Genomic DNA, 24,538 nt, shown 5'->3' on the forward strand with positions numbered 1-24,538 from the left:
TTATGAATACCCTTGAGAAAGTCCAAAAAAGCCTTACACAATTTAGTAAGTCAGAGCGAAAAGTTGCAGAAGTTATTCTGTCCTCTCCGCAAACTGCGATTCACTCTAGTATTGCTACGCTTGCCAAAATGGCTGACGTTAGCGAACCCACTGTAAATCGTTTTTGTCGCAGACTTGATACTAAGGGCTTCCCTGATTTTAAGTTACATTTGGCCCAAAGTCTTGCTAACGGTACACCTTATGTAAGCCGCCATGTTGAAGAAGATGATTCTCCTGAATCCTATACAACAAAAATCTTTGAATCTTCAATGGCATCCCTTGATACAGCCCGTCAAAGCCTTGATGTGGTTGCAGTCAATAAAGCCGTAGATATTTTAACGCAAGCTAAAACAATATCGTTTTTTGGCCTGGGAGCATCCTCATCGGTTGCTCACGATGCGCAAAATAAGTTCTTTCGCTTTAACGTTCCGGTCATTTGTTTTGATGATGTATTAATGCAACGTATGAGCTGTATTGGCTGCGATGAAGGTGATGTCGTTGTACTTATATCCCACACTGGTCGTACTAAATCATTAATTGAAATAGCCCGAATTGCCCGTGAAAATGGCGCTGCGGTGATTGGTATTACTGCTCGTAACTCGCCACTGTCTCACGAATGTACCCTGCCTGTTACCATGGAAGTCCCAGAAGATACTGACATGTACTTACCTATGGCTTCACGTTTAGCACAGCTGGTTACTATTGATGTGTTAGCCACAGGCTTTACCTTAAGAAGAGGCCCGCGTTTTCGCGATAATCTAAAACGGGTAAAAGAAGTATTGAAAGAATCTCGGGTAAATAAAGATCTTACCATCTAATTATTACTGAATAATTACCTGTCCGAAAGGCCGAACAGTATTGACTGTTCGGCCTTTTTTTATTGAATTTACTCGACTCGGTCACAAATATATATATCAAAAACGATCTTTTTGTTCGTAACTTTCCTACAAAAGTCGAAAATCTCTGTTAATATAAACCCATATTTAGTACCGAATTCTTTTTCTTTTAAATTAACGGAGTATCTTATGTTCCGCAGAACTAAAATCGTTACGACACTTGGACCTGCAACCGACCGCGATGACAACCTACGTAAAATCATTGCCGCTGGTGCAAATGTTGTACGTCTTAACTTCTCACACGGTTCACCAGAAGATCATCTTAAACGTGCTACTGACGCTCGCAATATTGCTAAAGAGTTAGGTGTTCACGTCGCTGTATTAGGTGATTTGCAAGGCCCTAAAATTCGTGTATCTACCTTTAAAGATAACAAAAAAATTCAGTTAAATTTGGGTGATACTTTCATTTTAGATGCAGATCTTGCTAAAGGTGAAGGTGACGAGAAACAAGTTGGTATCGATTATAAAGAATTACCAAATGACGTTGTCATTGGTGACATCCTTATGCTTGATGACGGCCGTGTTCAGCTTAAAGTTGAATCTGTTGAAGGTCGTAAAGTTTTCACTAGTGTTACTGTTGCGGGTCCTTTATCTAATAATAAAGGTATCAACAAAAAAGGCGGCGGATTAACAGCCCCTGCACTAACTGAAAAAGACAAAGCAGATATTTTAACTGCTGCGCAAATTCAGGTTGATTACTTAGCCGTTTCTTTCCCACGTACTGGCGCTGATTTAGATTTAGCACGTAAACTTGCTGAAGATGCGGGCAGTTTTGCACTTATCGTATCAAAAGTAGAACGTGCAGAAGCTGTTGGTACTGATGAAGCAATGGATGATGTCATTAAAGCATCTGACGCAGTAATGGTTGCCCGTGGTGACTTAGGTGTTGAAATTGGCGATGCTGCATTAGTTGCAGTACAAAAGAAACTAATCCGTCGTTCACGTCAATTGAACAAAGTTGTTATTACTGCAACTCAAATGATGGAATCAATGATTTCAAGCCCAATGCCAACTCGTGCTGAAGTTATGGACGTGGCGAACGCAGTATTAGATGGTACTGACGCAGTGATGCTTTCAGCTGAAACGGCTGCCGGTGATTTCCCTGAAGAAACAGTGTTAGCAATGAGCAATGTTTGTAAAGGCGCAGAGCAACATCCTTCGGTTATGTCTTCTAAGCATAGAATGAATGAAACATTCGATTCTATTGAAGAGACTATCGCGCTTTCAACTATGTATGCTGCGAACCATTTAAAAGGCGTTAAAGCTATCATCAGCTTGACCGAATCAGGCGAAACCACCAAGTTAATGTCGCGCATCAGCTCTTCATTACCAATTTTCGCACTGTCTCGTCATCAAAAGACGCTAGCTAAATTGGCTTTATTCCGTGGCGTTATGCCAGTTCAGTTTGATTCTACAGCCTACCCTGCTGATGCATTAGCATCAGAAGCGTTAAAAGCGGTTGCTGCAGCTGGTTACCTTAAATCAGGTGACATGGTGCTAATGACCAAAGGCGATGCAATGGAAACTGTTGGCGGCACTAACACTTGTAAAGTACTTGTTGTTGCTTAATATGTGTTAATTGCTTCAAATAGCTAATAAAAAACCACCTGATTAGGTGGTTTTTTTATGTGCTAAATATGTGTGTTTTGATTTAGAAAATTGTGTGTCGTCAATATTTCAGGCTAACAGTACCCCAAGGCTTAAACATTAGTTACTTGTTTAACATTCAAACCTCAGGCAACGCTAGACCGTTACAATAAAACGTCAGTTAACTTTCGATTATAGGCTTTCAAAGTCATTGACATGAATTGCGGCTAAGCGCTTTTCATTGGCATCAAGTAGCTGTTCAAACTCTGCTTGATTAATCACTTCATTGGCTAAAGCTTGGTTAAACAAGTCAAGCATTGGCTGTTTCGCATCAAGAGTACCAGCTTTTTGGGCTTTCTTGAGGCGAGAGTACAAACCTTTACAAGCATATTTAGCTGTAAATGCTTGCTCAACTTCAGCAATGCCGCTGCTATCTCCGTCAAAATCAGCACATAAGAAAGTTAACCTATCTCTTGCTGGCGAAGGCTGCATGAAACCATCTGCTAAGGTCGTTGCTTGCTTGTCAGTTGGCGCATTAAAGTGATTACCTAATGGGAATATGATCACTCTAAGCAATACGCTAACAAACTTATTGGGGAAGTTACGAACAGCCTCTTCCAATGCTTTAGCGGCAAGATGTAACCTTTCTGTCATGACATAATGCACAGCCGGTAAATCATCTTGTTGACGGCCATTATCTTCAAACAGCTTTAAGGTTGCTGATGCTAGGTATAATTGACTTAGCACATCGCCCATACGTGCTGAGATCATCTCTTTACGTTTTAAATCACCGCCCATGACCAACATCGCTAAATCAGTCATTATCGCTAAAGCTGCCGAGATACGGCTCATATCACGGTAATACTGCTGAGTGGTACCACTCACTGGCGATGAATTGGTTTTACTTGCTGTTAATGCATTAAAGAAAGCCATCACACCATTTCGAATAGCATAAGTCATATGGCCCATTAATAATGAATCGAAACGGTTAATGGCAGCTTTTTGATCTTCCATCGCCGCAGTTTCCATTTCAGCCAATACATAAGGATGACAACGTGTTGCCCCTTGACCAAAAATCATCAGCGAGCGGGTTAAAATATTCGCGCCTTCCACGGTGATCGAAATTGGGCTAGCCATATAAGCGTGACCCAAATAGTTTTTCGACCCTAACTGAATACCTTTACCAGACTGAATATCCATCGCATCTTCTACCACATCACGGCCTAATTCAGTCATGTGATATTTAGCAATCGCGGTAACTACTGATGGCTTAACTTTTAAATCAATACCGGTGGTAGTTAAACATCTCGCCGCTTCTAATTGATAAGTGTTAGCGATAATACGCGCTAGCGCTTCTTGTACACCTTCAAACTTACCAATTGGCATACCGAACTGCTGTCTTACATAACTATAAGCCGTTGTGGTTTTAGTGGCCATATGACCCGATGCAGTTGCCAATGCTGGCAATGAAATACCACGGCCGGCAGATAAACACTCAACTAGCATTCTCCAGCCTTTACCCGCAAACTGAGGGCCGCCAATAATCCAATCCAGTGGAATGAATACATCTTCACCACTTGTGGTGCCGTTCATAAAGGCCATCATTAATGGATTATGACGACGACCGATTTCAACACCTGGATGATCAGTTGGAATTAACGCACAGGTAATACCAAGATTAACCGTATCACCTAATAAGCCGTCAGGATCACGCATTTGAAACGCAAGACCAAGCACAGTAGCTACAGGTGCCAAGGTAATGTAGCGTTTATCCCAAGTAAGGCTTAGCCCTAATGTATCTTCGCCATTAAACTCGCGGCGACACACAATACCAGTATCAGGTATTGCACCAGCGTCTGATCCCGCCTCTGGGCCAGTTAACGCAAAACACGGTAACTCATCGCCATTAGCTAACGCAGGTAACCAACGCTGTTTTTGCTCTTCAGTACCATAATGAGTTAATAACTCACCTGGGCCTAAAGAGTTAGGAACCATAACCGTAACGGCCGCACTAATGCTGCGAGAGGCGATTTTACTGACAATGGTTGAGTTGGCGTAGGCAGAAAACTCGCGACCACCAAATTTGGTTGGAATAATTAACGCAAAAAAACCTTCTTTTTTGAAGTAATCCCATAACTCAGGTGGTAAGTCTTTGCGGTTGTGAACAATGTCATAATCATCAATCATACTGAGCGCTGTTTGCACTTGGTTATTGATAAAGTCTTGTTCAGCTGCTGTTAATTGGGGTTTACCGTAATTGTGAAGCGTGTTCCAGTTTGGGTTACCGCCAAACAATTCACCTTCCCACCACACATCACCAGCTTCCATCGCCTCTTTTTCAGTACTAGATAATGGCGGAAGTACTTTCTTAAAAAACGAAAAAACCGGACGGGTGATAAATCGCATTCTTAAATTACGCACACCAAATAACACAGCAAGTGCTATTAAAACCAGTATAACGACAGTCATGTTAATCCCTTATTACTTTGCTAAAATTGGCACTGAAACGCCTGCGGCCATATATGGAATCACCTTGCGAATGATTGCTTCAGTATCATTATGTTCACCATAATCTGCTTCTGCGATTTCGTTAAGCGCATCAGCTGAAGCCATGGTGAATACAATGGTCCCTAAGGTAAAGTGTAGTCGCCAAAACATTTCTGCAGGCGGAATATGCGGCGCACTTTCTGATACCGCTTTAACGAAAACTTTTAAATAATCACCATAATGCGTGGTGATAAACCACCTTAAATGGCCCTGACTTTCGATATAACCACGACCTAACAATTGCAGAAATATCGTTGTTCCACCCTGCCTTACTTGGTTTAATTCCAATAATGGATTAATTAGAGATGAAAATATCTCATTCAAATTGGCTAGTTGTGGATTTTTAAATAATCTATCTATTTCAGCAGCTGCGCTTGGCATGAACACATCTAAATAGCGTGCTAATACGGCTCTAATCAGCTCTTTCTTTGAACCAAAATGATAATTAACTGAAGCTAAATTAACTTCGGCTTTACTAGTAATTAGACGTAAAGATGTTTCTGAAAAGCCCCTCTCAGCGAAAAGTTTTTCAGCAGCATCTAATATTCTTGTTTTTGTATCTGTTCTGCCTGCCATTCCATGACCCAAATCAATTAAAACACTCGTTTAAATTAAACATTGAGCGCACAGTTGTCAATCTAATTTCTTGCAGCCATTACATCTCAACACAATAGCACCAACCCTTTGCGTACCAAGTTGCAACTAAAATGCAATATTTAAGTTAATTATGTAAACTGTCGTCGAAAATAAAAATAAGGAAACCTGTAAGATGAAGTTCACTTTTAAACAACCGTCTACAATCGCTGTTGTTATTTCAATGGCGCTTGGCCTTTCAGCCTGCCAACAAATGGATGAAGAAATTAATTTAACCACCACAAATCCTCTGCCACCAGCTAGCCAATCAACTGAAAAAACAACCAAAATTGATAGCGCTTCAGCAATCGCATTCATTAATGATGCTGAAGCACAGTTGGCCAAACTCTCTGTGGAAGGTGCTCGCACCGAATGGGTTTATAGCAATTTTATTACTGAAGATACTGCTGCGCTTTCTGCTGCTATTAGTGAAAAAATGACTTCGATGTCAGTTGGCTTTGCCACTGAAGCGGCTAAATATGCCAAGGTCGAATTAGATCCTGTTAACGCTCGCAAGTTACATATTTTACGCAGTAGCTTGGTATTACCTGCGCCATTAGATCCTGCTAAAAACGCTGAGCTTGCACAAATTAGCTCAGAACTGAATGGCTTATACGGTAAAGGGAAATACTGTTTTGCCGATGGTCGCTGCTTAACCCAGCCAGAATTGTCAAATTTGATGGCTGAATCTCAAGATCCTGCACTGTTATTGGAAGCGTGGCAAGGATGGCGTGAAATAGCCAAACCAATGCGTCCATTATTTAAACGTGAAGTTGAGTTGGCCAATGAAGGCGCGCAAGATCTAGGCTTTAGCGATTTATCAGAACTTTGGCGTAGTCAATATGATATGGAGCCTGAAGCGTTTTCAGCTGAATTAGACCGTCTTTGGGGTGATATCAAACCTTTATATGATTCACTGCATTGTTATGTCCGTGGCGAACTAAATCAGCAATATGGTGACGAGGTAGCGCCAGACAATGGCCCTATTCCTGCGCATCTATTGGGTAATATGTGGGCTCAACAATGGGGAACCATTTACAACACTGTCGCCCCTGATGATGCAGATCCTGGCTACAATGTTACCGAGCTTTTAGCGGCCAATAACTATGATGAAATTAAAATGGTTGAGCAAGCTGAAGGGTTTTTCTCATCATTAGGCTTTGAAGCGCTACCAGAAACATTTTGGACTCGCTCATTATTTGTGCAGCCTAAAGATCGCGATGTCGTTTGTCATGCTTCAGCTTGGGATCTAGATAACGAAGACGATATTCGCATTAAAATGTGTATTCAAAAAACCGCCGAAGACTTTACCGTTATTCATCATGAATTAGGTCACAACTATTATCAGCGCGCTTATAAAAACCAACCTCACCTGTTTAAAGGTTCTGCAAACGACGGTTTCCATGAAGCCATTGGTGACACGATTGCGCTATCAATTACGCCAAGTTACCTCAAACAAATCGGCCTATTAGATGAAGTACCTGATGAATCAAAAGACATCGGACTGTTACTGCGTCAAGCCCTTGATAAAATTGCCTTCATGCCATTTGGCTTGATGATCGATCAATGGCGCTGGAAAGTATTTAATGGCGAAATTAGCCCAGATCAATACAACCAAGCTTGGTGGGATTTACGTGAAAAATACCAAGGCGTTAAAGCGCCGATAGCACGTAGTGAAGCAGACTTTGACCCAGGTGCTAAATATCACGTCCCAGGCAATGTTCCTTACACACGCTACTTTTTAGCCCACGTACTTCAATTCCAGTTCCATAAAGCATTATGTGAAATCGCTGGTAATGAAGGCCCAGTGCACCGTTGTAGTATTTATGGCAATAAAGACGCCGGAGATAAGCTTAATCAAATGCTTGAGTCAGGTTTAAGTCAGCCGTGGCCTGAAGCGTTAAATATCGTCACTGGCACTAAAAACATGGATGCTAAAGCGGTACTTGATTATTTTGCGCCATTACAAGTGTGGTTAGATAAGCAAAATAGCCAACAAAACCGTCAATGCGGTTGGTAACTTATCGCTAGCTGTTTTAAATGAACGGCCAATAACAAATAGGCCCACTGACTGTTTTAGTGAGTGGGCCTTGTTATAAGGGTAATCACGCTAAGTGATGCCGCTAATGTAGACTACCTAAAACCGCTGCCTTTACGATTGGTTTCACTTGCTTCAATTCGTTGCTGAGCGGATTTTACCAGCATAACAAATACTGCACCGGTGCCACCCTCAGCGCGAGTTGCTGAATGATAGGCTTGCACTTCGTCTAACTGCATTAACCATTGGCACACCGCTGATTTCATTAATCCTGGGTATGGCTTACTTTTAAAGCCTTTACCGTGAATTACCAAAATATTACGCTCACCACGATGATGTGCTTTGATAATCGCCTCGATAAGGTATTCCCGCGCTTGAACTAAGCGATAAGCATGTAAATCAACCACTGTTTGATATTTATATTTACCAAGCCGTAGATGACTAAACACTTCATCTTGAACGCCATCAAGCTTGTAACTCACCATGTCTTCTGGTTTAACCGCGCTAATCATCATCGGATCTATAGTAAGTTTACTAATGTACTCATTCTGCGCTGCAGCAGCTCGCCTTGCTAATTGCGCTTCTGTTGCGATGTCGGAATCGAAGCTAAAAATACTATCATTGGCCTTAATGGGTTTTACCCCGGCCATTTCTGCTAAAAACAGTGCGCTGTCATCGTTATTCATTATTAGTTCCTACACACTTTGTAAAGATTATCCACTTTAGTATCACTACCGAATAATTTATAGTGTTGCCATTGTCGTAATGACTATTGTTAGAATCACTAAGAGCAAAATAATTGCATGCCTCATTATAAAATATTTTTTATTGCCTGCTTATCATTAATCAGTTTTTTCAACCAAGCTGTAACTTTGACAGATAACGAAATCATAAACCAAAACTATAAAACTTTTGCGTCAGGCTTTGAAAATTTAGATATCAGTATCATAGAGACCATGTATACCGATGATGCGGTGTACCTTTCTGAAACACCAAATCAAGGTATCATTACCGGTAAGCCACAAATAGTTGAACTTTATCAGCATTTTTTTGAAAAAATTGCTAAAAGAGAAGCCCGTATTGAAGTCGATTTTCGAGTCATCAATAGAAAGCTAACTAACGATAGTGCCACTGACGTTGGCTTTTATTTGGTTCGATTCCACCCTAAAAAAGAAACAGGCGATCAAATAAGTGTATTCTCGGGGAAATTTGTTTTTGTGTCACAAAAAGACGCTAACAATCAATGGCAGTTTATTGTTGATTCAAACACCAAAATGAACCCTGAGCTTTACTATTCGGCTAAACCCATTTCTAACTTATATTATGGTCGCCAATTTAATACTGAAGCTAAATCAAAATCAGTTGAAAATGAAGTTGAAGTGGGTTCTGTACCCGTTGAAGCAGAACATCGAATTCCATAGCAATTGTTAAAGCCACTAGTTTAAAACTCTTATTAACCAGTTTAATCATCAGTGCTTTAAGCCATTAAAGATAAGCCTTCAACGCTTTATCGCCAATTTTTACTCATTGCATTTAAAAGACAGCTACTATGACTACTAAAATACATTGTCCCTGCGGCAGTGATTCTACTTATGAAGATTGTTGTAAGCCATACCACAGTAACACTCAGGTTGCAGCCACAGCTGAGATCCTGATGCGCTCGCGTTATTGCGCCTTTGTGTTACAACACTATCCTTATTTAATCGACACTCATCACGCTAACTACCGCGGCGGCCTATCTATTAATGATTTGTCTCAAGGGGCTGAGCTTACTCGATGGCTGGGATTAGAGGTGGTTAATTTTGCGCCGCAAGATGAGCTCGCCACGGCAACTGTGACCTTTAAAGCTTGGTTTTATCATGACGGTGAAATCGATGCGATCTATGAAAAATCTCAATTTGTTCGAGAAGGCGCTAAGTGGTTTTACACTACTGGTGAGCAATTTAACGCGGATTTACCTAAGCGAAATGACCCATGTATCTGCCATAGTGGTAAAAAATTTAAAGCCTGCTGCATGAAGTTAACAGGCTAACACGCCATCAAATAACAAAAGTCGTGCTAATGCACGACTTCATTTTGTTCAAAGATAAACTGTGAAAATTCGTTTTCTCTTATGGCTGGGCTGTATAAATAACCCTGTGCGTGATGGCAACAGCTATCTTCAAGGAACAGCTCTTGCTCCTTGGTTTCAACCCCTTCTGCTGTTAGGGATATATTTAACGCCTTGGCCATCGCTATAATGGCGCTGACAATTTCACGGCTCTGATGACTGGTGGTTAAATCGGCAATAAATGAGCGATCGATTTTTAACTTAGTAATTGGAAACTGCTTTAAATAACGCATAGAGCTGTAACCTGTACCAAAATCATCGATGGCTAAGCCAACACCTAAATCGGCTAATTCTTGGCAAAGACGGGTTGCATGGCGAATATCTCCCATTAGCTCAGTTTCAGTAATTTCTAAAATTAAGCTTTGTGGTTTAATCCGGTAGCGAGTTACTAAGCTCCAAACTTGCTCAAATAAATTGCCACTGAAAAATTGCCTTGCGGCAACATTAACATGCATGACGATATCAACATTTTTATGCTGCCATAAGTTAAGCTGCTTACAGGCCGCTTCCAATACCCATTCGCCAATGACAGTGATCATGCCGGTTTGTTCAGCGATATCAATAAATGCACCCGGATAAAGCACACCTTTTTTAGGGTGATGCCAGCGGATTAATGCTTCTGCGCCAATAAATTTATGATTTTTTAAATCCATCAGTGGCTGGTAATACAGTTCAAACTGCCTGTTACGTACCGCAGTTTGTAAATCTCGCTCTATTTCAGCGTTATTTTTAAAGGTTGCTAATAAGTCATCATTAAAGACTTGGTAATTCAGTGATGGCTTCTTTTTCGCGTATTGCAGAGCAATATCAGCACAGGATAATGGTGAAAACTGATCTGCAACCGCAGCAATATCAACAATGGCTAGCGCCGCTTTGGGGTCAACTTTTTCACGACCAATAACCGAGGTGACCAGTAATTGTTGATATAACTTATTAATATTGCTCTCGAGTAATTCAGCATCAATTTGCGGTAAAATCATTGCAAATTCGTCACTTCCGACGCGCGCTACATCAATAGCATCATGGCTGTTAGCAAAATGTTTTAATCGTCGAGCAACTTCGGATAACAAGGCATCGCCTTGCTCATGCCCATTGGTATCGTTAAACCGCTTAAAGCCCATTAAGTCGATAAGGAGCAACGTGCCTTGTGAAAGCCTTTCTAACTGCTGTGTAAAATGAAGCCGATTACTAAGGCCGGTGAGACTGCAATTCCAAGCGAGGTGTTCAAGCTGCTCTTTGCTTTTACGCTGGGCAGTAACATCAAGGCATGACACTAAGGCGTAATAGTTACCTTGCTCAGTGACAAAGCGGTTGGCTTGATACTGCACCCAGTATTTCGAACCATCAAGACGAATTAGCTCACTTTCACCTTCTACCACATTACCATTGATTAACGCTTGGGTCATTTCATCAGCAAGCTCTCGTTTGCCACGAAAAAAGTCTAAGGTGATTAATTGATTATCTTGAACAATATCGCGACTTAGGCCAGTCATTTTTTCATGAGCTGGATTTACATATTCAATAATTTGGCTTTTAAGATTAATAAGCATCAATACATGCTTAGCTTGCTCAGTGGCACTATGAAATAGTGTTATTCGCTCATCTTTGTCATAGGCATAGCGAGTGGCAAGGGTTAAAGCCAATTGATCGGCAAATTGACAAGCAAATTGTATTTGATCGCTTGTTAGCTTTATCGGCTGTGCAAACTCAATGCACAATAGCCCTTCTATATGACCATTAATACGGATGGCGACATCTAAATTCGCATGAACATTGGCTTGCTTATAATAGCCACTTAAGCCCTGTAAACGGGTATCAGTTTGAGAGCTGTCACTTACAATATGGCGGTAACGGCGTATATCATCAAAATAGGCATCTGCAACCAGATTATCGTTGCGGTGTTGAAAAATTAATTGTTTTAGGCTGTCATCAGCTGACAGGCAAGCAATGATTTCTTGCTTTAGTGACTTGTTACGTAATGAAATAACTGAAACGCTACTAGCATTAAAAAACTTTAGCAGCAATTTACAGACTAACTCTGAGGTCTGTTTAAAGTCGCCTTGTTCTTTGGCGACAGAGTTTACAATTAACTCTAATAAATGTTGTTGCTCAGTTTGCTTCATTATTATTCCCAAAGGACAACTTAACAGTCGGGTAAACCTCTTTCTGTGGAGGTTTTTACTACTTAAAATAACGGAACTTAGCCGTTTATAACACTCTAAAAATATGAAGGAGTGTTGCAAAAAAAGATATTTACAAAAATATTATTATCAAAATCCTGATATTGAATTTTACTCAACATCAATAATTGAAGGTTACACTTCCTATTTTAAAACAGCAAGTTGTAACCTTCAAAACCTCATAGAAAAGACTAATTAAAGGCCGTTTTCTAATTGGAAAATCATTTTTTCTACTGTAACGTCAAATTCAAAAGTAATCACCGCATCTTGCTCGGATACTTGCTGCTCAACTTTGACATTGCTAAAACGTTCTTTGGCTTTGTTAACTAAGTCATCTGCAATTTGCTGAAAGTTTTCACCATCAACCTGCAAGATAAGTTGTGTATCTTCTTCTTCGATAACAGCACCGATATCGACAAAGCTGCCACAATCATTACAGTTGTCACTGACTTGTACTTCTTGCTTAGTAATCGTTTTTATCACTTTTATCACCTATCAATACACATTAAAACGTCAGCATAGCCCAAAAACTGAAAAAAAATCTTTATATGCCTCACAATATTACCAATCAGTAATACACGTTATGGGGCTGTCTAAGCTGCAGGCATTAAACACGCATTAGCGACTAACTTAAGTTACGGGGTAATCACTGCCACAGCATTTACTAAGCACTGGCATTTACTAAGCACTGGCATTAACTAGGCACCAGCATTAACTAAGCAACAGCATAAAGTTGTGATGCTAGGGTTTCGCTCATCTTTCTTTGTATGGTTAATTGCTCAAGAAATTCATTTTGTGCTAATGCTGATGTGTCTGGGGCTAATTGTTGGTGCTTAAGTTTGGTCAGCAGATCACAATTAGCTAGGGTGATTTGTAAATCTTCATCATATCTCCCCCGCGTGACGACGGCTTCAGGTTTCAACGCCTGCTGTAAATGAAATTGGCTTAAACCGCTTTCATAAAATTCAGCGGCATGATTAATCGCCTGTTGCTGAGATATATCGCACACTAATACTTGGGGTTTAGGAATATCTAACTGTTTATATAATTTTTCATCTATTGATAAGTTTTTATCGACTTGAAATTGCGCCATATCGCAAGCGTCATGAGACAACATAGAAAGGAGTAGCGCGAACTCGCCTCTTCTATGGTGTTCTACTGCATCATTAAGGCGATTGCCTAATTGCAGTTCATTGACTAATGGCGACTCAATTTGCATATATTTACATCAAATTTATCAAGGTTGATATTTTATCGACCACTTAAACAAATACTTGAGCATTATTTTCGATTTTTCCTTTACTTATATTTAATTCGTGACTACTATTGCCGCCGCAATTGAGGAGGGGTTCCCGAGTGGCCAAAGGGATCAGACTGTAAATCTGACGGCTCAGCCTTCGAAGGTTCGAATCCTTCTCCCTCCACCATTTGCACAATGATAAATATACCGTTTCGTGGAGGGGTTCCCGAGTGGCCAAAGGGATCAGACTGTAAATCTGACGGCTCAGCCTTCGAAGGTTCGAATCCTTCTCCCTCCACCATTTATCGGTTTATGGTTCATTAAAAATCTATTTTATGTGGCCAACATAAATTAGAGGTAACACAAGTAAAAAGTAATAGCGTTAATGAAAATATGTGGAGGGGTTCCCGAGTGGCCAAAGGGATCAGACTGTAAATCTGACGGCTCAGCCTTCGAAGGTTCGAATCCTTCTCCCTCCACCATTCATTAGCAAAAATATTTAAAATTGATTTTATTTATGTGGCCAACATGGTTAAAATTGATTGCAAATATTTAAAAATATAGATGTAACGTTATACCCAGTTAGACCGACGTAAAAAGTAAAAGAAAATATGTGGAGGGGTTCCCGAGTGGCCAAAGGGATCAGACTGTAAATCTGACGGCTCAGCCTTCGAAGGTTCGAATCCTTCTCCCTCCACCATTTCTTTTAGTTACTTTAGTTTACTCAAATCATTTCATTTAAATCAGTTCATTTCAATTAGCTCAATATCAATTCGCACAAGTTGCACTTCATTTTTATCGTCATTAATTTCCTTAGTTTTAAATTCAGTTTAAGTTTCACAGCCTTATCCTACACAATTATCCATATCGAATATTACTTGGCTATCCTGCGTCAAAATGTAACCTTGTTGATAAAACATTAGAATTTAACTTCCTGATCTTGTTATTTATCTTTAAGATAATCTGATTACAGCAAACTTAGGATGTCAGATGTCTAAACAATGGGTTAATCAAGCCATAGCTAAAATTGAAGCTGATTTTCAGCGCAGCGCCGATACACATTTAATTAAGTTAGAGCTTCCACAACTAACTGGCATCGACATTTATCTTAAAGATGAAAGCACCCATCCTACAGGCAGTTTAAAACACCGATTAGCCCGCTCTTTGTTTTTGTATGCGATTTCAAATGGGTGGGTTAATGAAAATACCACCATCATAGAATCATCATCTGGCAGTACTGCAGTATCTGAAGCATATTTTTCTCGTTTACTTGGGCTACCTTTTATTGCGGTAATGCCAGCCACCACCGCGAAAAAGAAAATCCAACAAATTGAGTTTTATGGTGGTCGTTGTCATTTTGTAGACAAAACTGATCAAATCTATGCAGAGTCTCAGCGCTTAGCGGCGCAACTCAATGGCCATTATATGGATCAATTTACCTATGCGGAGCGTGCCACCGATTGGCGCGGCAATAACAATATTGCTGATTCTATCTTTAATCAGATGCAAAAAGAGCCGCACCCAATTCCTGCATGGATTGTGATGAGCCCAGGCACTGGCGGTACCTCAGCGACCATTGGCCGCTACCTAAATTATCAACAACTTGATACTAAACTGTGCGTGGTAGACCCTGAAAACTCGGTATTCTATGACTACTATATAAATGGTGATGCCAGTATTACCAGCGATAAAGGCAGTAACATTGAAGGCATTGGTCGCCCACGGGTTGAACCGTCTTTTATCGCAGGTGTCGTGGATGAAATGAAAAAAGTCCCTGATGCAGCATCCATTGCGACCATGAACTGGTTAGCACAGCTTATTGGCCGTAAAGTGGGGCCATCAACAGGGACTAATTTATATGGCGTGTTGCAGTTAGCCTGTCAGATGAAACTAAAAGGCGAAACAGGCTCGTTAGTGACCTTGCTGTGTGATTCGGGTGAGCGCTATTTAGATACTTATTATAATAATGAGTGGATTAACAACAATATCGGCTGTACTGAACAATATGACCTAGAGTTGCAGCATTTTAATAGCAGTGGTTGTTTGGGGAAGTTATAAAAATTTAGCCGTGACTAGCTAAAAAAACTAGCCATAAAATCAGTTATAAAAAAAAGCCCCGCCCAATTGACATTAGGCGGGGTTATTTTTCAATATCTTAGTTAATCGATATCTAAATATTTATGGGTCTGAATTGATAAGCGCCAATTACGGCTTATACAGGTTTTCATGGCAAGTTCAGTTGCCCGCGGCTTTTGACTAATAGGCTGTAAACAAATGGTTTTATTGGTTACATCAATATCAGTTAATAACTCATCAAGTTCATCAATATGATTTTGAGTGGCGATGGGATGCTTAATTTCATTAGCACGCACTAGCGCCGTCGTTAGGACTTTATAACCGCCTTTCATATTTACTTTGGGTGACACGGTAACCCACACTTGCTCATGACAATGAATCTCGAAAGTGCCACTGGTTTCAATCTGCACACTGTTGCCAGCTTCAATCAACTGGCTGGTCAACTCACTTAAGTCATATAAACATGGCTCGCCACCAGTAATGACAATATGTTTTGCAGTAAAACCTTTTTCTGTAAATGCTGCTAATAATGAACTGGCATCATGATTTGCCCAGCGTCCAATGGTGCCATCCACTGCAATCACTTGTTGTTGAGAAACCTTGTTTGCTTCTAATACATCCCAAGTCTGTTTGGTATCACACCAAGCACAGCCTACAGGACAACCTTGCAAACGAACAAAAATTGCAGGAACGCCGGTAAAGGTGCCCTCACCTTGGATGGTTTCAAAAACTTCATTAACTGGATATTTCATTTAGCTGCCTTATTCTCAGTAAGGGCGCATTTATAGTGTATTTTTACTGTAGCTGCAACCATTAACGGCCATGATCATGACTGCTTAGTAGCTTAGCTGCCAGCTTATTGCATATGACTGCTGCTAGCTGATTATAATTTAGTCTTTTAATTGCCGCTTTTACACAAAGGCCACTGGTAGAAAAAGCTCACAAAAAACTCTGCTAAACAATATTCAAATAACCATGAAAGTTATTGTTAATGTCGTTATAATTTAGCGCTTAATCAACTGCTTCAATTAATTAACGGTTTCAATGAGCTTACTCTAGGAACATGTTGATATATTTATATTTTAATGGTGAAAAAAATGTCTAAAGCAATTGTCGTATTTAGCGGCGGTCAGGACTCTACAACCTGCCTTATTCAAGCAATGTCTCAATATGACGAAGTACATGCTATCACCTTTGATTATGGCCAGCGCCACCGTGAAGAAATTGAAATTGCCCAATCACTTGCTAAAGAATTAAACATAGCCAGCCATAAAGTGATGGATGTGGGTTTACTCAATGAGCTTGCGGTATCAGCACTTACCCGAGATTCAATTCCGGTATCCCATGAGATCATGAACAATGGACTGCCCAATACCTTTGTTCCTGGCCGCAATATTCTCTTTTTAACCTTAGCGGGCATTTATGCTTATCAGCTTGGTTGTGATGCGATTATCACCGGTGTGTGTGAGACTGATTTTTCTGGTTATCCCGATTGTCGTGATGAATTTATTAAGTCGATGCAGCAATCATTAGCCTTAGGTATGGATAAACCCTTGCAAATTGTTACGCCATTAATGTGGCTTAATAAAGCAGAAACGTGGGCGCTCGCTGATAAATACCAAGCATTAACCTTAGTCAGAAATGAAACCCTCACTTGCTACAACGGTATTAAAGGCAGTGGCTGCGGTGATTGCCCAGCGTGTACCCTGCGTCAACGTGGTTTAGATGATTATTTAGCTAATGCTGACACGGTAATGGCAGAACTAAATCATAAAATGGCGAAGGCTTAAAATAGGTTTACGACATGGCAACCAAGCAGACTCAAATTGGCGTATATGTTTTTGCAATTATGGTGAGCGTTATTTGCGCTGCATTATTTGCCTTAAATTTAATGCCGATTGGCCAAATTGATATCGATAATTTGCTGGCTTATCGTTATGAGTTAATTACTCAAGGTGAATGGTGGCGCTTACTCAGCGGCAATATGCTCCATACTAACTTGTGGCATTTACTGATGAACCTCGCCGGTTTTTGGGTGATTTTGTTTTTACATGAAGTGCATTACAAACAGCATAGCGTTAAACTCGCAGGCTTATTTTTGAGTTTGGCAATGCTTGAAGGGCTCGGCTTATATTGGTTTTACCCTGAGCTTAAAGGTTATGTGGGGCTTAGCGGGCTATTACACGGCCTTTTCACCGTTGGCGCTTTGCTTGATATCCGCAAAGGCTTTAAATCAGGCTATTTGTTATTGTTAGGGGTCATCATCAAAGTCGGTTATGAAACCTATTTTGGCGCCAGTGACAGCGTCAGTGAGCTGATCAATGCTAGGGTCGCCACCGAGTCTCACTTAATTGGCGTTGTTAGTGGTTTGCTGTGCGGTTTAATTTGGTTGCCGTTGAGTGGTTATTTTAAGCGCGCTCAAACACTGTCAACAAGCCACAATTAAGCATCATTTTGCGCTTGCTGATATATATTGGGTCGCCAAATTTGCATTAATATTTCTGGGTTATCTACCGGCAAAAAACCATACTGAGCATAAAGGCCATGAGCATCTTTTGTGGCCAACATCATTCTCCTTAATCCTTGCACATCAGGGTGACTTATAACCGTTTCGATAAGTAACTTACTTAAACCAAGCCCGCGGTGCGGCTTAGTAATAAAAACATCGGCCAGATAGGCGAATGTGGCTCTATCTGTGATAAGGCGGGCAAACCCCACTTGCTCGCCTTGGTTAGTAAAGACCCCAAAACATAAAGAATGCTCAATGGCCTTAGCTAATACCGTTTTGGGCATGCCTTTAGCCCAATAGCTTTGTGAGATAAAACCGTGAATAACACTCAGATCTAATTGATGTTTATCCGTAGAAATAACATAACCCTTGCTGCCTAACTGCTGCATTTACGCCCCTTAACTAAGATTTATTCAGTTTAAGTAACACACATCGCTGCCCAAGCTTATGTTTAACCCAACACTTGCTTAGTATATTGATATAACTGCTGAGCACCTAAGTCTGTTGATTGTGCCAAACCCGCTAATACGCCAAGTTGATCAGCCTCTGAGCGATGTTGGCCTAACTTGAACTTCCCTTCTATGCAAGTAATGGAAATTTTAAAACCCACAATGGCTTTAGCCAATTTATCGCGGTAATCATTCGGGATAAAACCACCATGTTGTAATAACTCAGGCTCATATTTAGCTATGGTGTCCGTTAAATGCAAGATGGTTTCATCGTTATCAGTTAGCTCAAAAGTGCCGGTAACATGCACCGCTGCATAATTCCACGTGGGTACGGCAGGAAAGCCGTCATACCAAGTGGGTGATATATACCCATGAGGTCCAGAAAAAACTGCCAGCACCGTTTGAAAATTCAACGTTTCCCAATGACTATTGGCTTTTGCCATATGACCATATAACGTGTGATTACCATCAGCATCTGTTTTAAGGATCAATGGCAGATGAGAGGCTTGTAAATCGCTTGAACTAAGCAGCGCAAAGCCAAACTCTTGTATAAAATCTAATGCCTCATTAGGCTGCATTTGTAATTTTTTAGCTAGGTACATGATCATCCTTAATATGCTGGTGTAACTTTTGAGTGCAAGTGCTGAAAGCTAAGTGCTAAGTGCTAATAGTTAATAGCTAATAGCTAATAGCTAAGTGCTAAGTGCTAAGTGCTAAGAGCAAGCGCTAGTCGTGGTGCATGTCTAAATAAACGCATTATTTCGTTGCAAGAAACAGCTGTAACCTTTGCTGTAATGGCGCTATCCCATCAGGATGAGTCAAATAGTCAGCTATGGTCATCAATTGCCAGTATTGGCCTTCTGAGCCAAAGTTAATCGCATCAAGTTCAGTTTGAGTGATATAAGCAACAAAAAAATATGAATCGCCATTTGCCGTTTGATTGATCCCTCGCTGTTTATATATCAAACGCTCTATTGGCAGCGCAATAGCAAATTCTTCATCTAGCTCTCTAAGCACACACTCTTGGGCTGACTCATTGCCTTCGCGGCCACCACCGGGAAAGTCCCATTGATTTGCAAATGGAATACTGGCTATATCATCCCGTAAATACACTACTATTTTATCTTCAAAAATAAGGGCCAACTTGCAACCAGTGAATGATTCAGTATCTGTTTGCTTAGTTAACCCTTGTTGATTAGCTAGCATAATTTGTCAGCGACTCCACAGTTGATTTAGTTTTTACTATCCCATAAAAAAACCAGTGGTGATACTGACAATGATTCAGTCTCAACACTGGTTTAATGCTAACCGGCCTAATAAACTTATGCCCTAAGCAATAACAATAAACCCAATAAAGGTAATGCTTGCGGCAATAAGTGTATAAGGTAATTGCGTTACCGCATGGCTAACTAAATTACAGCCTGCACCTTGGGCCGCGAGTACAGTGGAGTCACTGTAAAAGCATGCTTGGCTACCAAAGGATGATGCTGAAAGCAGCGCGCCAATCACTAATGGCATATCTGCGCCAACAGCTTGGGCTAACGGCATAACAATAGGGATTGAAACCGCAAAAATGCCCCAGCTTGAACCTGTAGCAAATGCTAACACCGCCATTGCGACAAATACCACTGCTGGTAACATTTGCGCGGTCATATAAGGGCTTAAGCTTTCAATCACAAATTGTGGCAGCAATAATTTATCGCAAACATCTTTAAATATAAATGCAGCAATTACAGTACCAATAGCAGGTAACATGCTTTTAAAGCCATCAATCATTTGCTCCATCATATCGGAGAATGGCATTAATTTTTGCACCGCATAATAAGGAATGGTGATCAGCATTGTTGCTAACAACCCAAGCCAGACATCAATATCAAAGTACACGGTAAAACCAACCAGTAAGATGATGGGCACTAAAAAATTATGTAACTTGCCTTGTTCATCTGCGGCGCTGAAATTGTCTTCAATGGCCTTAACCCCATAGTCATCACTGGTATGGGTTTCTACAGACTCATCCACAGGAATACCAATACCTTGCTTAGCTTTTAGCTGGGCTTTTTTCATCGGCCCAATGAGTGGGATAACTCCTAAAATAACCAATGGCACCATGATCACTGCCACCCAAGCATAAAGCATATAAGGAATTGCTTGCATATATACCGCAATGCCCTGCCCGGATTCTGCAATGCCATTGTCCACTAATAAACCGCCGAAAAAGACAGCCCAAGTTGATAACGGCACCAGTACACAAATAGGCGCCGCGGTTGAGTCAACCACATAGGCGAGCATTTCACGGGAGATTTTATATTTATCGGTGACGCGCTTCATGGTCTCACCCACAGTAAGCGCATTAAGATAATCATCGATAAAGATGGCCACACCCAATACAAAGGTCATCATTAATGACGATTTTGGCCCTTTCGCCACCCGTAAGGCTTTTTTACCAAAGGCAAAAGCGCCGCCGGTCCTGACTAATAACGCGATCAAGGCACCAAAAGTGCCGCACACTAATATAAGCCAACCTATGGTTTCATCTGCCATCACACTGAGTGATATTTCTGAAAAGTTATTCAATGCTTCTGCTGGATCTAGCATCAATAAACCCACAACTGCGCCTATCACTAAGGCGAGGATCGGTCTTCTTAATAAAATCGCTAAAATTATAACAACCAAAGGCGGGATCAAACTGATCGCAGATGGCTCTGTCATCACGGTTTTCCTTGAAAAAAGAGAGATTAATAATGAACAAGAAAATAATGTCGAATTGTATTTTAGTCAACAAAAACTAAACACAATATTGAAATAAATGAGGATTTATTAAAAAACAACTCGCGGAATATAAATTCACTGCGACCGAATAAACAGTCACAGTGTTCACGACAATGACTAATCATAGCTTAGTCATTATTAGTTTTTACGGTGATATTAGCTACACCATTAGCAGCACGAGTACTATCTAGCAGCACGAGTACTATCAACACTTTTTAACAAATACTAGTAATTTGAAAAGCTCACCTCAAACTCACCTAAATTTTCATAGGACACAGATAAAGGTGCATCCATAGCAACTTTTACCACCCCGCAATAAGAACCGGTAATAATGAATTCACCCGCTTTGAGATCAATACCTAGCTCAGAAAGATAGTTAACCAACCAATATAAGGGCTTTTGGGGTAAATCGCAGGGATGAACTCCGTCATATTCGGTCTTCACAGCGGATTGAGTAACTGAAATGGCGATACTGCTAGCGTGATAAGCTAAGGCTTTATCAATTTCAGGGCCAATAAATAACCCTTGATTGCTTAAGCCGTCTGCTAAGCGCTCATAATGACTGGCTTTATAACCAGGACTAAATCTTGGCTGAATGAGTTCAAGCGCCATATGAGTTTTACCGATGGCGGCATCGATTTCAGCTTCGCTATAGCGTTTGCCGCTGGGTAAATTACTTTTTAATAAAAATGCGATTTCAGGTTCAATTAAAGCCTGCTCATTAACTGCTTTTATCTGACATTCAGAACGTGTTGTAACAACTTGCCCCAATAAAGGCGCCGCTATGATACTGCCGTCTTCTCGAGGAGTGAGACATTTCCAGCCAAATGGTGACTTGTCATGTAGGTCGATCATTACCTGCTGAACAGTCTGGGCTTCTGCCAATGTTTTTGGCAAGTGTAACGGGTTAAATTCTGACTGCGGCAGCTTTACATTGCGCTGTGCTAATAAATGCTCGGCTATCAGTTTAAAATTGAATGCTGTTTGAGGTACTGATTGAGAATTAATAACCACACTAAAACCTTATGTCATGTTGTTTAAAAGGTAAATTCTATGCCTACGAATATCGGCTAGCTATCGTATATTAGCAGGCAAAACGGACGGACAATACATGCCTGGCAAGTTATTATTTGGTCCAGTTCGCACACGCCATTTGAAATAGACAAGTTAGAGATAAGTTTTCTTAATGCGCCTTTGTAATAACGATAAAATGCATCTTCACCGGCTTTGGCATCGGTGTTCATGGTGCTGATCCAAAGCCACCCAAGGATTTGCGCGGCCATCATTACTACGATTAGTGTTTAACTCATGCTCAACATGCACGATAAAACTTTTTTCTAGGTTAATAAGATTGAATCGATATAAACCTGTACGCGTTGCCAGCAATAACTTCAACTCATCAATCCAACCTAGCACAGTGACTATTTCATCCATTTTGTATTCAAATGATGCTGTATCATTTCTGCCACTAAAGAAATGATTAGTATAATCAACCCAATATAATGTGTTACCTAGCGGCTGCCATAATGTAGGGCTTAATCCTTCAAGCAAGATTTATTCAGCGCGTTATAGCTTGATAAAATATTATAGCCTCTGCAAATGTTCATCTATAATTTTTATAAATAGTTTTTATCAAAAGCATGTAGCAATAAATAAAGCTGGCAGCGAGTCTTGTTGTTAACTCAATAACACCCTTTCACATACCAATGGAACTAACATGGATATCAATAGCTACTTACTACCCGCTATAATCGCCTTAAGTATTATCACTGTCAGCAGCGTTTTCTTTTCCCGCATAGGTGTTGGTACCATTGTTGGTTTTATTGTCGCCGGCATTATTTTAGGCCCTAACACTCCTGGGCCCATTGCTACCACCAATATCGAAACCTTACAAAGTATTGCGGATTTTGGGGTGGTGTTATTTTTATTTACCCTAGGCTTAGAGATGAAGCCACAACAACTATGGAGCATGAAAAAAACCATTCTTGTTCAAGGCTTTGGGCAAGTTATATTAACTGCCGTCATATTTTCAGCTATTGGTACTTTTATCGGATTAGCTTGGGAAGTTGGCTTTGTTATTGGCATCATTTTTTCACAATCGTCTACTGCTGTCGTCATGTCATTACTACAAGAGAGAAAACAACTAAGTACCCCTCACGGTAACAACATATTTGCTAATCTCATGGCTCAAGATATTAGTGTGGTGCCTATAATGGCTTTAATCCCAATCTTAGCTCATCAACATAGTGCTAATGAGCACTCAGCCCTAGACACCGCCATGATGGTCATAAGCTTAATGGTTTGTGTGTTTATACTCGCGCGTTACATTTTACCTTTTTGCCTTAAAGTCAGTATATCTAGTCGTAATAAATCAGCTTTTTCGTTAAGTTTATTTGTAGTAATTTTACTCACCCTTTGGTTATCTAGCGTCGCAGGCGTATCGCAAACATTAGGTGCATTTATATTAGGTATGTTGTTATCGACATCTGATTTCAGATTGATGCTTGAAGAAGTGGTATCCCCCTTAAAGCAAGCATTAATGGCGTTGTTTTTCCTGTCAGTAGGTATGGCTATTAATCCCGCTGTTTTTTTCAGCGACTTTGGCAGTATTCTATTCTGGTTGGCCGCTGCAGTCATAGTCAAAACATCAGTATTTATTCTGTTAGCTTTTGTTGATGGTAAAGGCTTATCTGTCAGTATTAAAACAGGTTTTAACTTAAGCCAGGTGGGAGAACTTGCTTTTGTATTATTGGGGATCGCGACAGCAGCGGGAATACTTGATAGCCATAATGCTGCCGTAGGCTTTATTATTATCAGTATCAGTATGATCATGACACCCTTAATGAATAAACAAGGAGACTGGATAGTTAAAAAATATTTAGCAGGTAAAGATGGCCCTGATGAGCATGTTTTTCCTAATAAATTAGTAATATTAGGTTTAGATGAAGTGGGTCGATTAATTGCGTTATTAGCCGATCGTTCAGGTATTCCTTACGCCGCATACGATATTGATTATGAATGCGTACAAAAGGCAAAAAAAATCGGGTTAAACGCCCATTTTGGTGACATTCTAAATAGCGGTATCCAACAAAAATCCCAATTAAAAACGGCGGATGCAGCATTTATTTCTGTCACTAGCTCAGACAGACTTAAACGCATTGCATTAATGTTATCTCATTATAATAATCTAGATATTTATGCTCGAGCAAACTCGCGCACAGATGAGTTCCACTTGAGAGAACAAGGGGTTCAATATGCGAGCTCAATATATATTGAAAGTACCTTTTTACGAGGCAGTGAATTATTACGTAATTTTGGTGTATCAGAAAAAGACACCATGTCATTAATCGATAAGCTTAAACAGGAAATATTTGAGCAGGATTATCATCAGTTTGAGCAACAAAAGTTAAGTACAGATGATACTGATTCAAGCCAAAGTAAATCAAAAATCTAATCAAAATAAGC

The 24,538-nt window shown here is 40.4% G+C and carries 22 protein-coding genes and 4 tRNA genes; 13 read left to right on the forward strand and 13 right to left on the reverse strand.

The window, feature by feature from the left end; all coding sequences use genetic code 11:
* The first annotated feature begins 2 nt into the window (after positions 1 to 2).
* The gene (locus BM739_RS12235) at positions 3 to 857 is read left to right on the forward strand and encodes a MurR/RpiR family transcriptional regulator (protein WP_076541003.1); all 855 of its coding nucleotides are present in this window, start codon (positions 3 to 5) and stop codon (positions 855 to 857) included.
* Positions 858 to 1,064: 207 nt separating this feature from the next.
* Complete coding sequence (gene pyk, locus BM739_RS12240) at positions 1,065 to 2,504, forward strand: pyruvate kinase (protein ID WP_076541005.1); 1,440 nt, start codon at positions 1,065 to 1,067, stop codon at positions 2,502 to 2,504.
* A gap of 210 nt (positions 2,505 to 2,714) precedes the next feature.
* Here pyk and BM739_RS12245 read toward each other — a convergent pair whose 3' ends face one another.
* Together BM739_RS12245 and BM739_RS12250 are read right to left on the reverse strand one after the other, a co-directional pair.
* On the reverse strand, positions 2,715 to 4,991 hold the full coding sequence (locus BM739_RS12245; protein WP_076541007.1) for an acyl-CoA dehydrogenase: 2,277 nt from the start codon (positions 4,989 to 4,991) through the stop codon (positions 2,715 to 2,717).
* Between the two features lie 12 nt (positions 4,992 to 5,003).
* The gene (locus BM739_RS12250) at positions 5,004 to 5,645 is read right to left on the reverse strand and encodes a TetR/AcrR family transcriptional regulator (protein WP_076541009.1); all 642 of its coding nucleotides are present in this window, start codon (positions 5,643 to 5,645) and stop codon (positions 5,004 to 5,006) included.
* 193 nt (positions 5,646 to 5,838) lie between these two features.
* Between BM739_RS12250 and BM739_RS12255 the strand changes: the two genes are divergently transcribed.
* A complete protein-coding gene (locus BM739_RS12255) occupies positions 5,839 to 7,722 on the forward strand; it encodes a M2 family metallopeptidase (RefSeq protein ID WP_076541011.1) in 1,884 nt (627 codons plus the stop codon).
* Between the two features lie 113 nt (positions 7,723 to 7,835).
* On the opposite strand, the gene smrA is transcribed toward BM739_RS12255, so the two are convergent.
* On the reverse strand, positions 7,836 to 8,426 hold the full coding sequence (gene smrA, locus BM739_RS12260) for a DNA endonuclease SmrA (protein WP_076541013.1): 591 nt from the start codon (positions 8,424 to 8,426) through the stop codon (positions 7,836 to 7,838).
* A 186-nt stretch (positions 8,427 to 8,612) separates the two neighbouring features.
* Here smrA and BM739_RS12265 point away from each other — a divergent pair, with 186 nt between their 5' ends.
* Positions 8,613 to 9,161, forward strand: coding sequence for a nuclear transport factor 2 family protein (locus tag BM739_RS12265; protein WP_254843538.1), 549 nt, complete (start codon positions 8,613 to 8,615; stop codon positions 9,159 to 9,161).
* Between the two features lie 128 nt (positions 9,162 to 9,289).
* Complete coding sequence (locus BM739_RS12270; RefSeq protein ID WP_076541016.1) at positions 9,290 to 9,772, forward strand: YchJ family protein; 483 nt, start codon at positions 9,290 to 9,292, stop codon at positions 9,770 to 9,772.
* Between the two features lie 26 nt (positions 9,773 to 9,798).
* Here the strand turns inward: BM739_RS12270 and BM739_RS12275 are convergent, their stop codons facing one another.
* The 3 genes from BM739_RS12275 to BM739_RS12285 form a co-directional block, all read right to left on the reverse strand.
* A complete protein-coding gene (locus tag BM739_RS12275) occupies positions 9,799 to 11,973 on the reverse strand; it encodes a bifunctional diguanylate cyclase/phosphodiesterase (protein WP_076541018.1) in 2,175 nt (724 codons plus the stop codon).
* Positions 11,974 to 12,225: 252 nt separating this feature from the next.
* The gene (locus BM739_RS12280) at positions 12,226 to 12,513 is read right to left on the reverse strand and encodes a DUF406 family protein (protein ID WP_083698145.1); all 288 of its coding nucleotides are present in this window, start codon (positions 12,511 to 12,513) and stop codon (positions 12,226 to 12,228) included.
* A 232-nt stretch (positions 12,514 to 12,745) separates the two neighbouring features.
* Positions 12,746 to 13,249 carry a VC2046/SO_2500 family protein gene (locus BM739_RS12285; protein WP_076541020.1) on the reverse strand — a complete coding sequence of 168 codons (504 nt, stop codon included), beginning with the start codon at positions 13,247 to 13,249 and terminating at the stop codon, positions 12,746 to 12,748.
* 123 nt (positions 13,250 to 13,372) lie between these two features.
* On the opposite strand from BM739_RS12285, the gene BM739_RS12290 reads away from it, so the two are divergent.
* The 5 genes from BM739_RS12290 to BM739_RS12310 all read left to right on the forward strand — a co-directional run bounded on the left by BM739_RS12290 (position 13,373) and on the right by BM739_RS12310 (position 15,328).
* Positions 13,373 to 13,457, forward strand: a tRNA-Tyr gene (locus BM739_RS12290).
* 29 nt (positions 13,458 to 13,486) lie between these two features.
* Positions 13,487 to 13,571 (forward strand) — tRNA-Tyr (locus tag BM739_RS12295).
* 96 nt (positions 13,572 to 13,667) lie between these two features.
* Positions 13,668 to 13,752: transfer RNA gene (locus tag BM739_RS12300), tRNA-Tyr, on the forward strand.
* Between the two features lie 133 nt (positions 13,753 to 13,885).
* Positions 13,886 to 13,970: transfer RNA gene (locus BM739_RS12305), tRNA-Tyr, on the forward strand.
* 290 nt (positions 13,971 to 14,260) lie between these two features.
* Positions 14,261 to 15,328 (forward strand): PLP-dependent cysteine synthase family protein, encoded by a 1,068-nt coding sequence (locus BM739_RS12310; protein ID WP_076541022.1) that lies wholly within the window; start codon positions 14,261 to 14,263, stop codon positions 15,326 to 15,328.
* Between the two features lie 101 nt (positions 15,329 to 15,429).
* Here BM739_RS12310 and queE read toward each other — a convergent pair whose 3' ends face one another.
* Positions 15,430 to 16,098, reverse strand: a complete 669-nt coding sequence (queE, locus tag BM739_RS12315; RefSeq protein ID WP_076541024.1) for a 7-carboxy-7-deazaguanine synthase QueE — start codon at positions 16,096 to 16,098, stop codon at positions 15,430 to 15,432.
* A 345-nt stretch (positions 16,099 to 16,443) separates the two neighbouring features.
* Here queE and queC point away from each other — a divergent pair, with 345 nt between their 5' ends.
* Entirely contained in the window at positions 16,444 to 17,136 is a 693-nt protein-coding gene (queC, locus tag BM739_RS12320) for a 7-cyano-7-deazaguanine synthase QueC (RefSeq protein ID WP_175609523.1), read from the forward strand.
* A gap of 14 nt (positions 17,137 to 17,150) precedes the next feature.
* Positions 17,151 to 17,792 (forward strand): rhombosortase, encoded by a 642-nt coding sequence (rrtA, locus tag BM739_RS12325; RefSeq protein WP_076541028.1) that lies wholly within the window; start codon positions 17,151 to 17,153, stop codon positions 17,790 to 17,792.
* On the opposite strand, the gene BM739_RS12330 is transcribed toward rrtA, so the two are convergent.
* From BM739_RS12330 to BM739_RS12355, 6 genes are all read right to left on the reverse strand, one after another.
* The gene (locus tag BM739_RS12330) at positions 17,789 to 18,244 is read right to left on the reverse strand and encodes a GNAT family N-acetyltransferase (RefSeq protein ID WP_076541030.1); all 456 of its coding nucleotides are present in this window, start codon (positions 18,242 to 18,244) and stop codon (positions 17,789 to 17,791) included. The genes rrtA and BM739_RS12330 overlap by 4 nt on opposite strands.
* Positions 18,245 to 18,306: 62 nt before the next feature.
* Positions 18,307 to 18,906 carry an FMN-binding negative transcriptional regulator gene (locus BM739_RS12335; protein ID WP_076541032.1) on the reverse strand — a complete coding sequence of 200 codons (600 nt, stop codon included), beginning with the start codon at positions 18,904 to 18,906 and terminating at the stop codon, positions 18,307 to 18,309.
* Positions 18,907 to 19,060: 154 nt separating this feature from the next.
* Positions 19,061 to 19,510: an NUDIX hydrolase gene (locus tag BM739_RS12340; RefSeq protein ID WP_076541034.1), complete on the reverse strand. Its 450-nt coding sequence runs from the start codon at positions 19,508 to 19,510 to the stop codon at positions 19,061 to 19,063.
* Positions 19,511 to 19,633: 123 nt separating this feature from the next.
* Positions 19,634 to 21,013, reverse strand: coding sequence for a Na+/H+ antiporter NhaC family protein (locus BM739_RS12345; protein WP_076541036.1), 1,380 nt, complete (start codon positions 21,011 to 21,013; stop codon positions 19,634 to 19,636).
* A 285-nt stretch (positions 21,014 to 21,298) separates the two neighbouring features.
* Positions 21,299 to 22,087, reverse strand: coding sequence for a 2-keto-4-pentenoate hydratase (locus BM739_RS12350; protein ID WP_254843539.1), 789 nt, complete (start codon positions 22,085 to 22,087; stop codon positions 21,299 to 21,301).
* A gap of 204 nt (positions 22,088 to 22,291) precedes the next feature.
* Positions 22,292 to 22,624, reverse strand: a complete 333-nt coding sequence (locus BM739_RS12355) for an SMP-30/gluconolactonase/LRE family protein (protein ID WP_076541038.1) — start codon at positions 22,622 to 22,624, stop codon at positions 22,292 to 22,294.
* A gap of 166 nt (positions 22,625 to 22,790) precedes the next feature.
* Here BM739_RS12355 and BM739_RS12360 point away from each other — a divergent pair, with 166 nt between their 5' ends.
* Entirely contained in the window at positions 22,791 to 24,527 is a 1,737-nt protein-coding gene (locus BM739_RS12360) for a cation:proton antiporter (protein ID WP_076541040.1), read from the forward strand.
* Positions 24,528 to 24,538 lie beyond the last annotated feature (11 nt).

This window comes from Shewanella sp. UCD-KL21, from assembly GCF_001957135.1.
Lineage (GTDB): Bacteria > Pseudomonadota > Gammaproteobacteria > Enterobacterales > Shewanellaceae > Shewanella.

Bases quoted from the DNA above. Each gene is read 5' to 3' on its own strand.
- rrtA (WP_076541028.1), top strand. From the start codon at position 17,151: ATGGCAACCAAGCAGACTCAAATTGGCGTATATGTTTTTGCAATTATG.
- BM739_RS12275 (WP_076541018.1), bottom strand. From the start codon at position 11,973: ATGAAGCAAACTGAGCAACAACATTTATTAGAGTTAATTGTAAACTCT.
- pyk (WP_076541005.1), top strand. From the start codon at position 1,065: ATGTTCCGCAGAACTAAAATCGTTACGACACTTGGACCTGCAACCGAC.
- queC (WP_175609523.1), top strand. From the start codon at position 16,444: ATGTCTAAAGCAATTGTCGTATTTAGCGGCGGTCAGGACTCTACAACC.
- BM739_RS12245 (WP_076541007.1), bottom strand. From the start codon at position 4,991: ATGACTGTCGTTATACTGGTTTTAATAGCACTTGCTGTGTTATTTGGT.
- BM739_RS12345 (WP_076541036.1), bottom strand. From the start codon at position 21,013: ATGACAGAGCCATCTGCGATCAGTTTGATCCCGCCTTTGGTTGTTATA.
- BM739_RS12310 (WP_076541022.1), top strand. From the start codon at position 14,261: ATGTCTAAACAATGGGTTAATCAAGCCATAGCTAAAATTGAAGCTGAT.
- BM739_RS12250 (WP_076541009.1), bottom strand. From the start codon at position 5,645: ATGGCAGGCAGAACAGATACAAAAACAAGAATATTAGATGCTGCTGAA.
- smrA (WP_076541013.1), bottom strand. From the start codon at position 8,426: ATGAATAACGATGACAGCGCACTGTTTTTAGCAGAAATGGCCGGGGTA.
- BM739_RS12255 (WP_076541011.1), top strand. From the start codon at position 5,839: ATGAAGTTCACTTTTAAACAACCGTCTACAATCGCTGTTGTTATTTCA.
- BM739_RS12270 (WP_076541016.1), top strand. From the start codon at position 9,290: ATGACTACTAAAATACATTGTCCCTGCGGCAGTGATTCTACTTATGAA.
- BM739_RS12360 (WP_076541040.1), top strand. From the start codon at position 22,791: ATGGATATCAATAGCTACTTACTACCCGCTATAATCGCCTTAAGTATT.
- BM739_RS12340 (WP_076541034.1), bottom strand. From the start codon at position 19,510: ATGCTAGCTAATCAACAAGGGTTAACTAAGCAAACAGATACTGAATCA.
- queE (WP_076541024.1), bottom strand. From the start codon at position 16,098: ATGAAATATCCAGTTAATGAAGTTTTTGAAACCATCCAAGGTGAGGGC.
- BM739_RS12235 (WP_076541003.1), top strand. From the start codon at position 3: ATGAATACCCTTGAGAAAGTCCAAAAAAGCCTTACACAATTTAGTAAG.
- BM739_RS12285 (WP_076541020.1), bottom strand. From the start codon at position 13,249: ATGCAAATTGAGTCGCCATTAGTCAATGAACTGCAATTAGGCAATCGC.
- BM739_RS12330 (WP_076541030.1), bottom strand. From the start codon at position 18,244: ATGCAGCAGTTAGGCAGCAAGGGTTATGTTATTTCTACGGATAAACAT.
- BM739_RS12335 (WP_076541032.1), bottom strand. From the start codon at position 18,906: ATGTACCTAGCTAAAAAATTACAAATGCAGCCTAATGAGGCATTAGAT.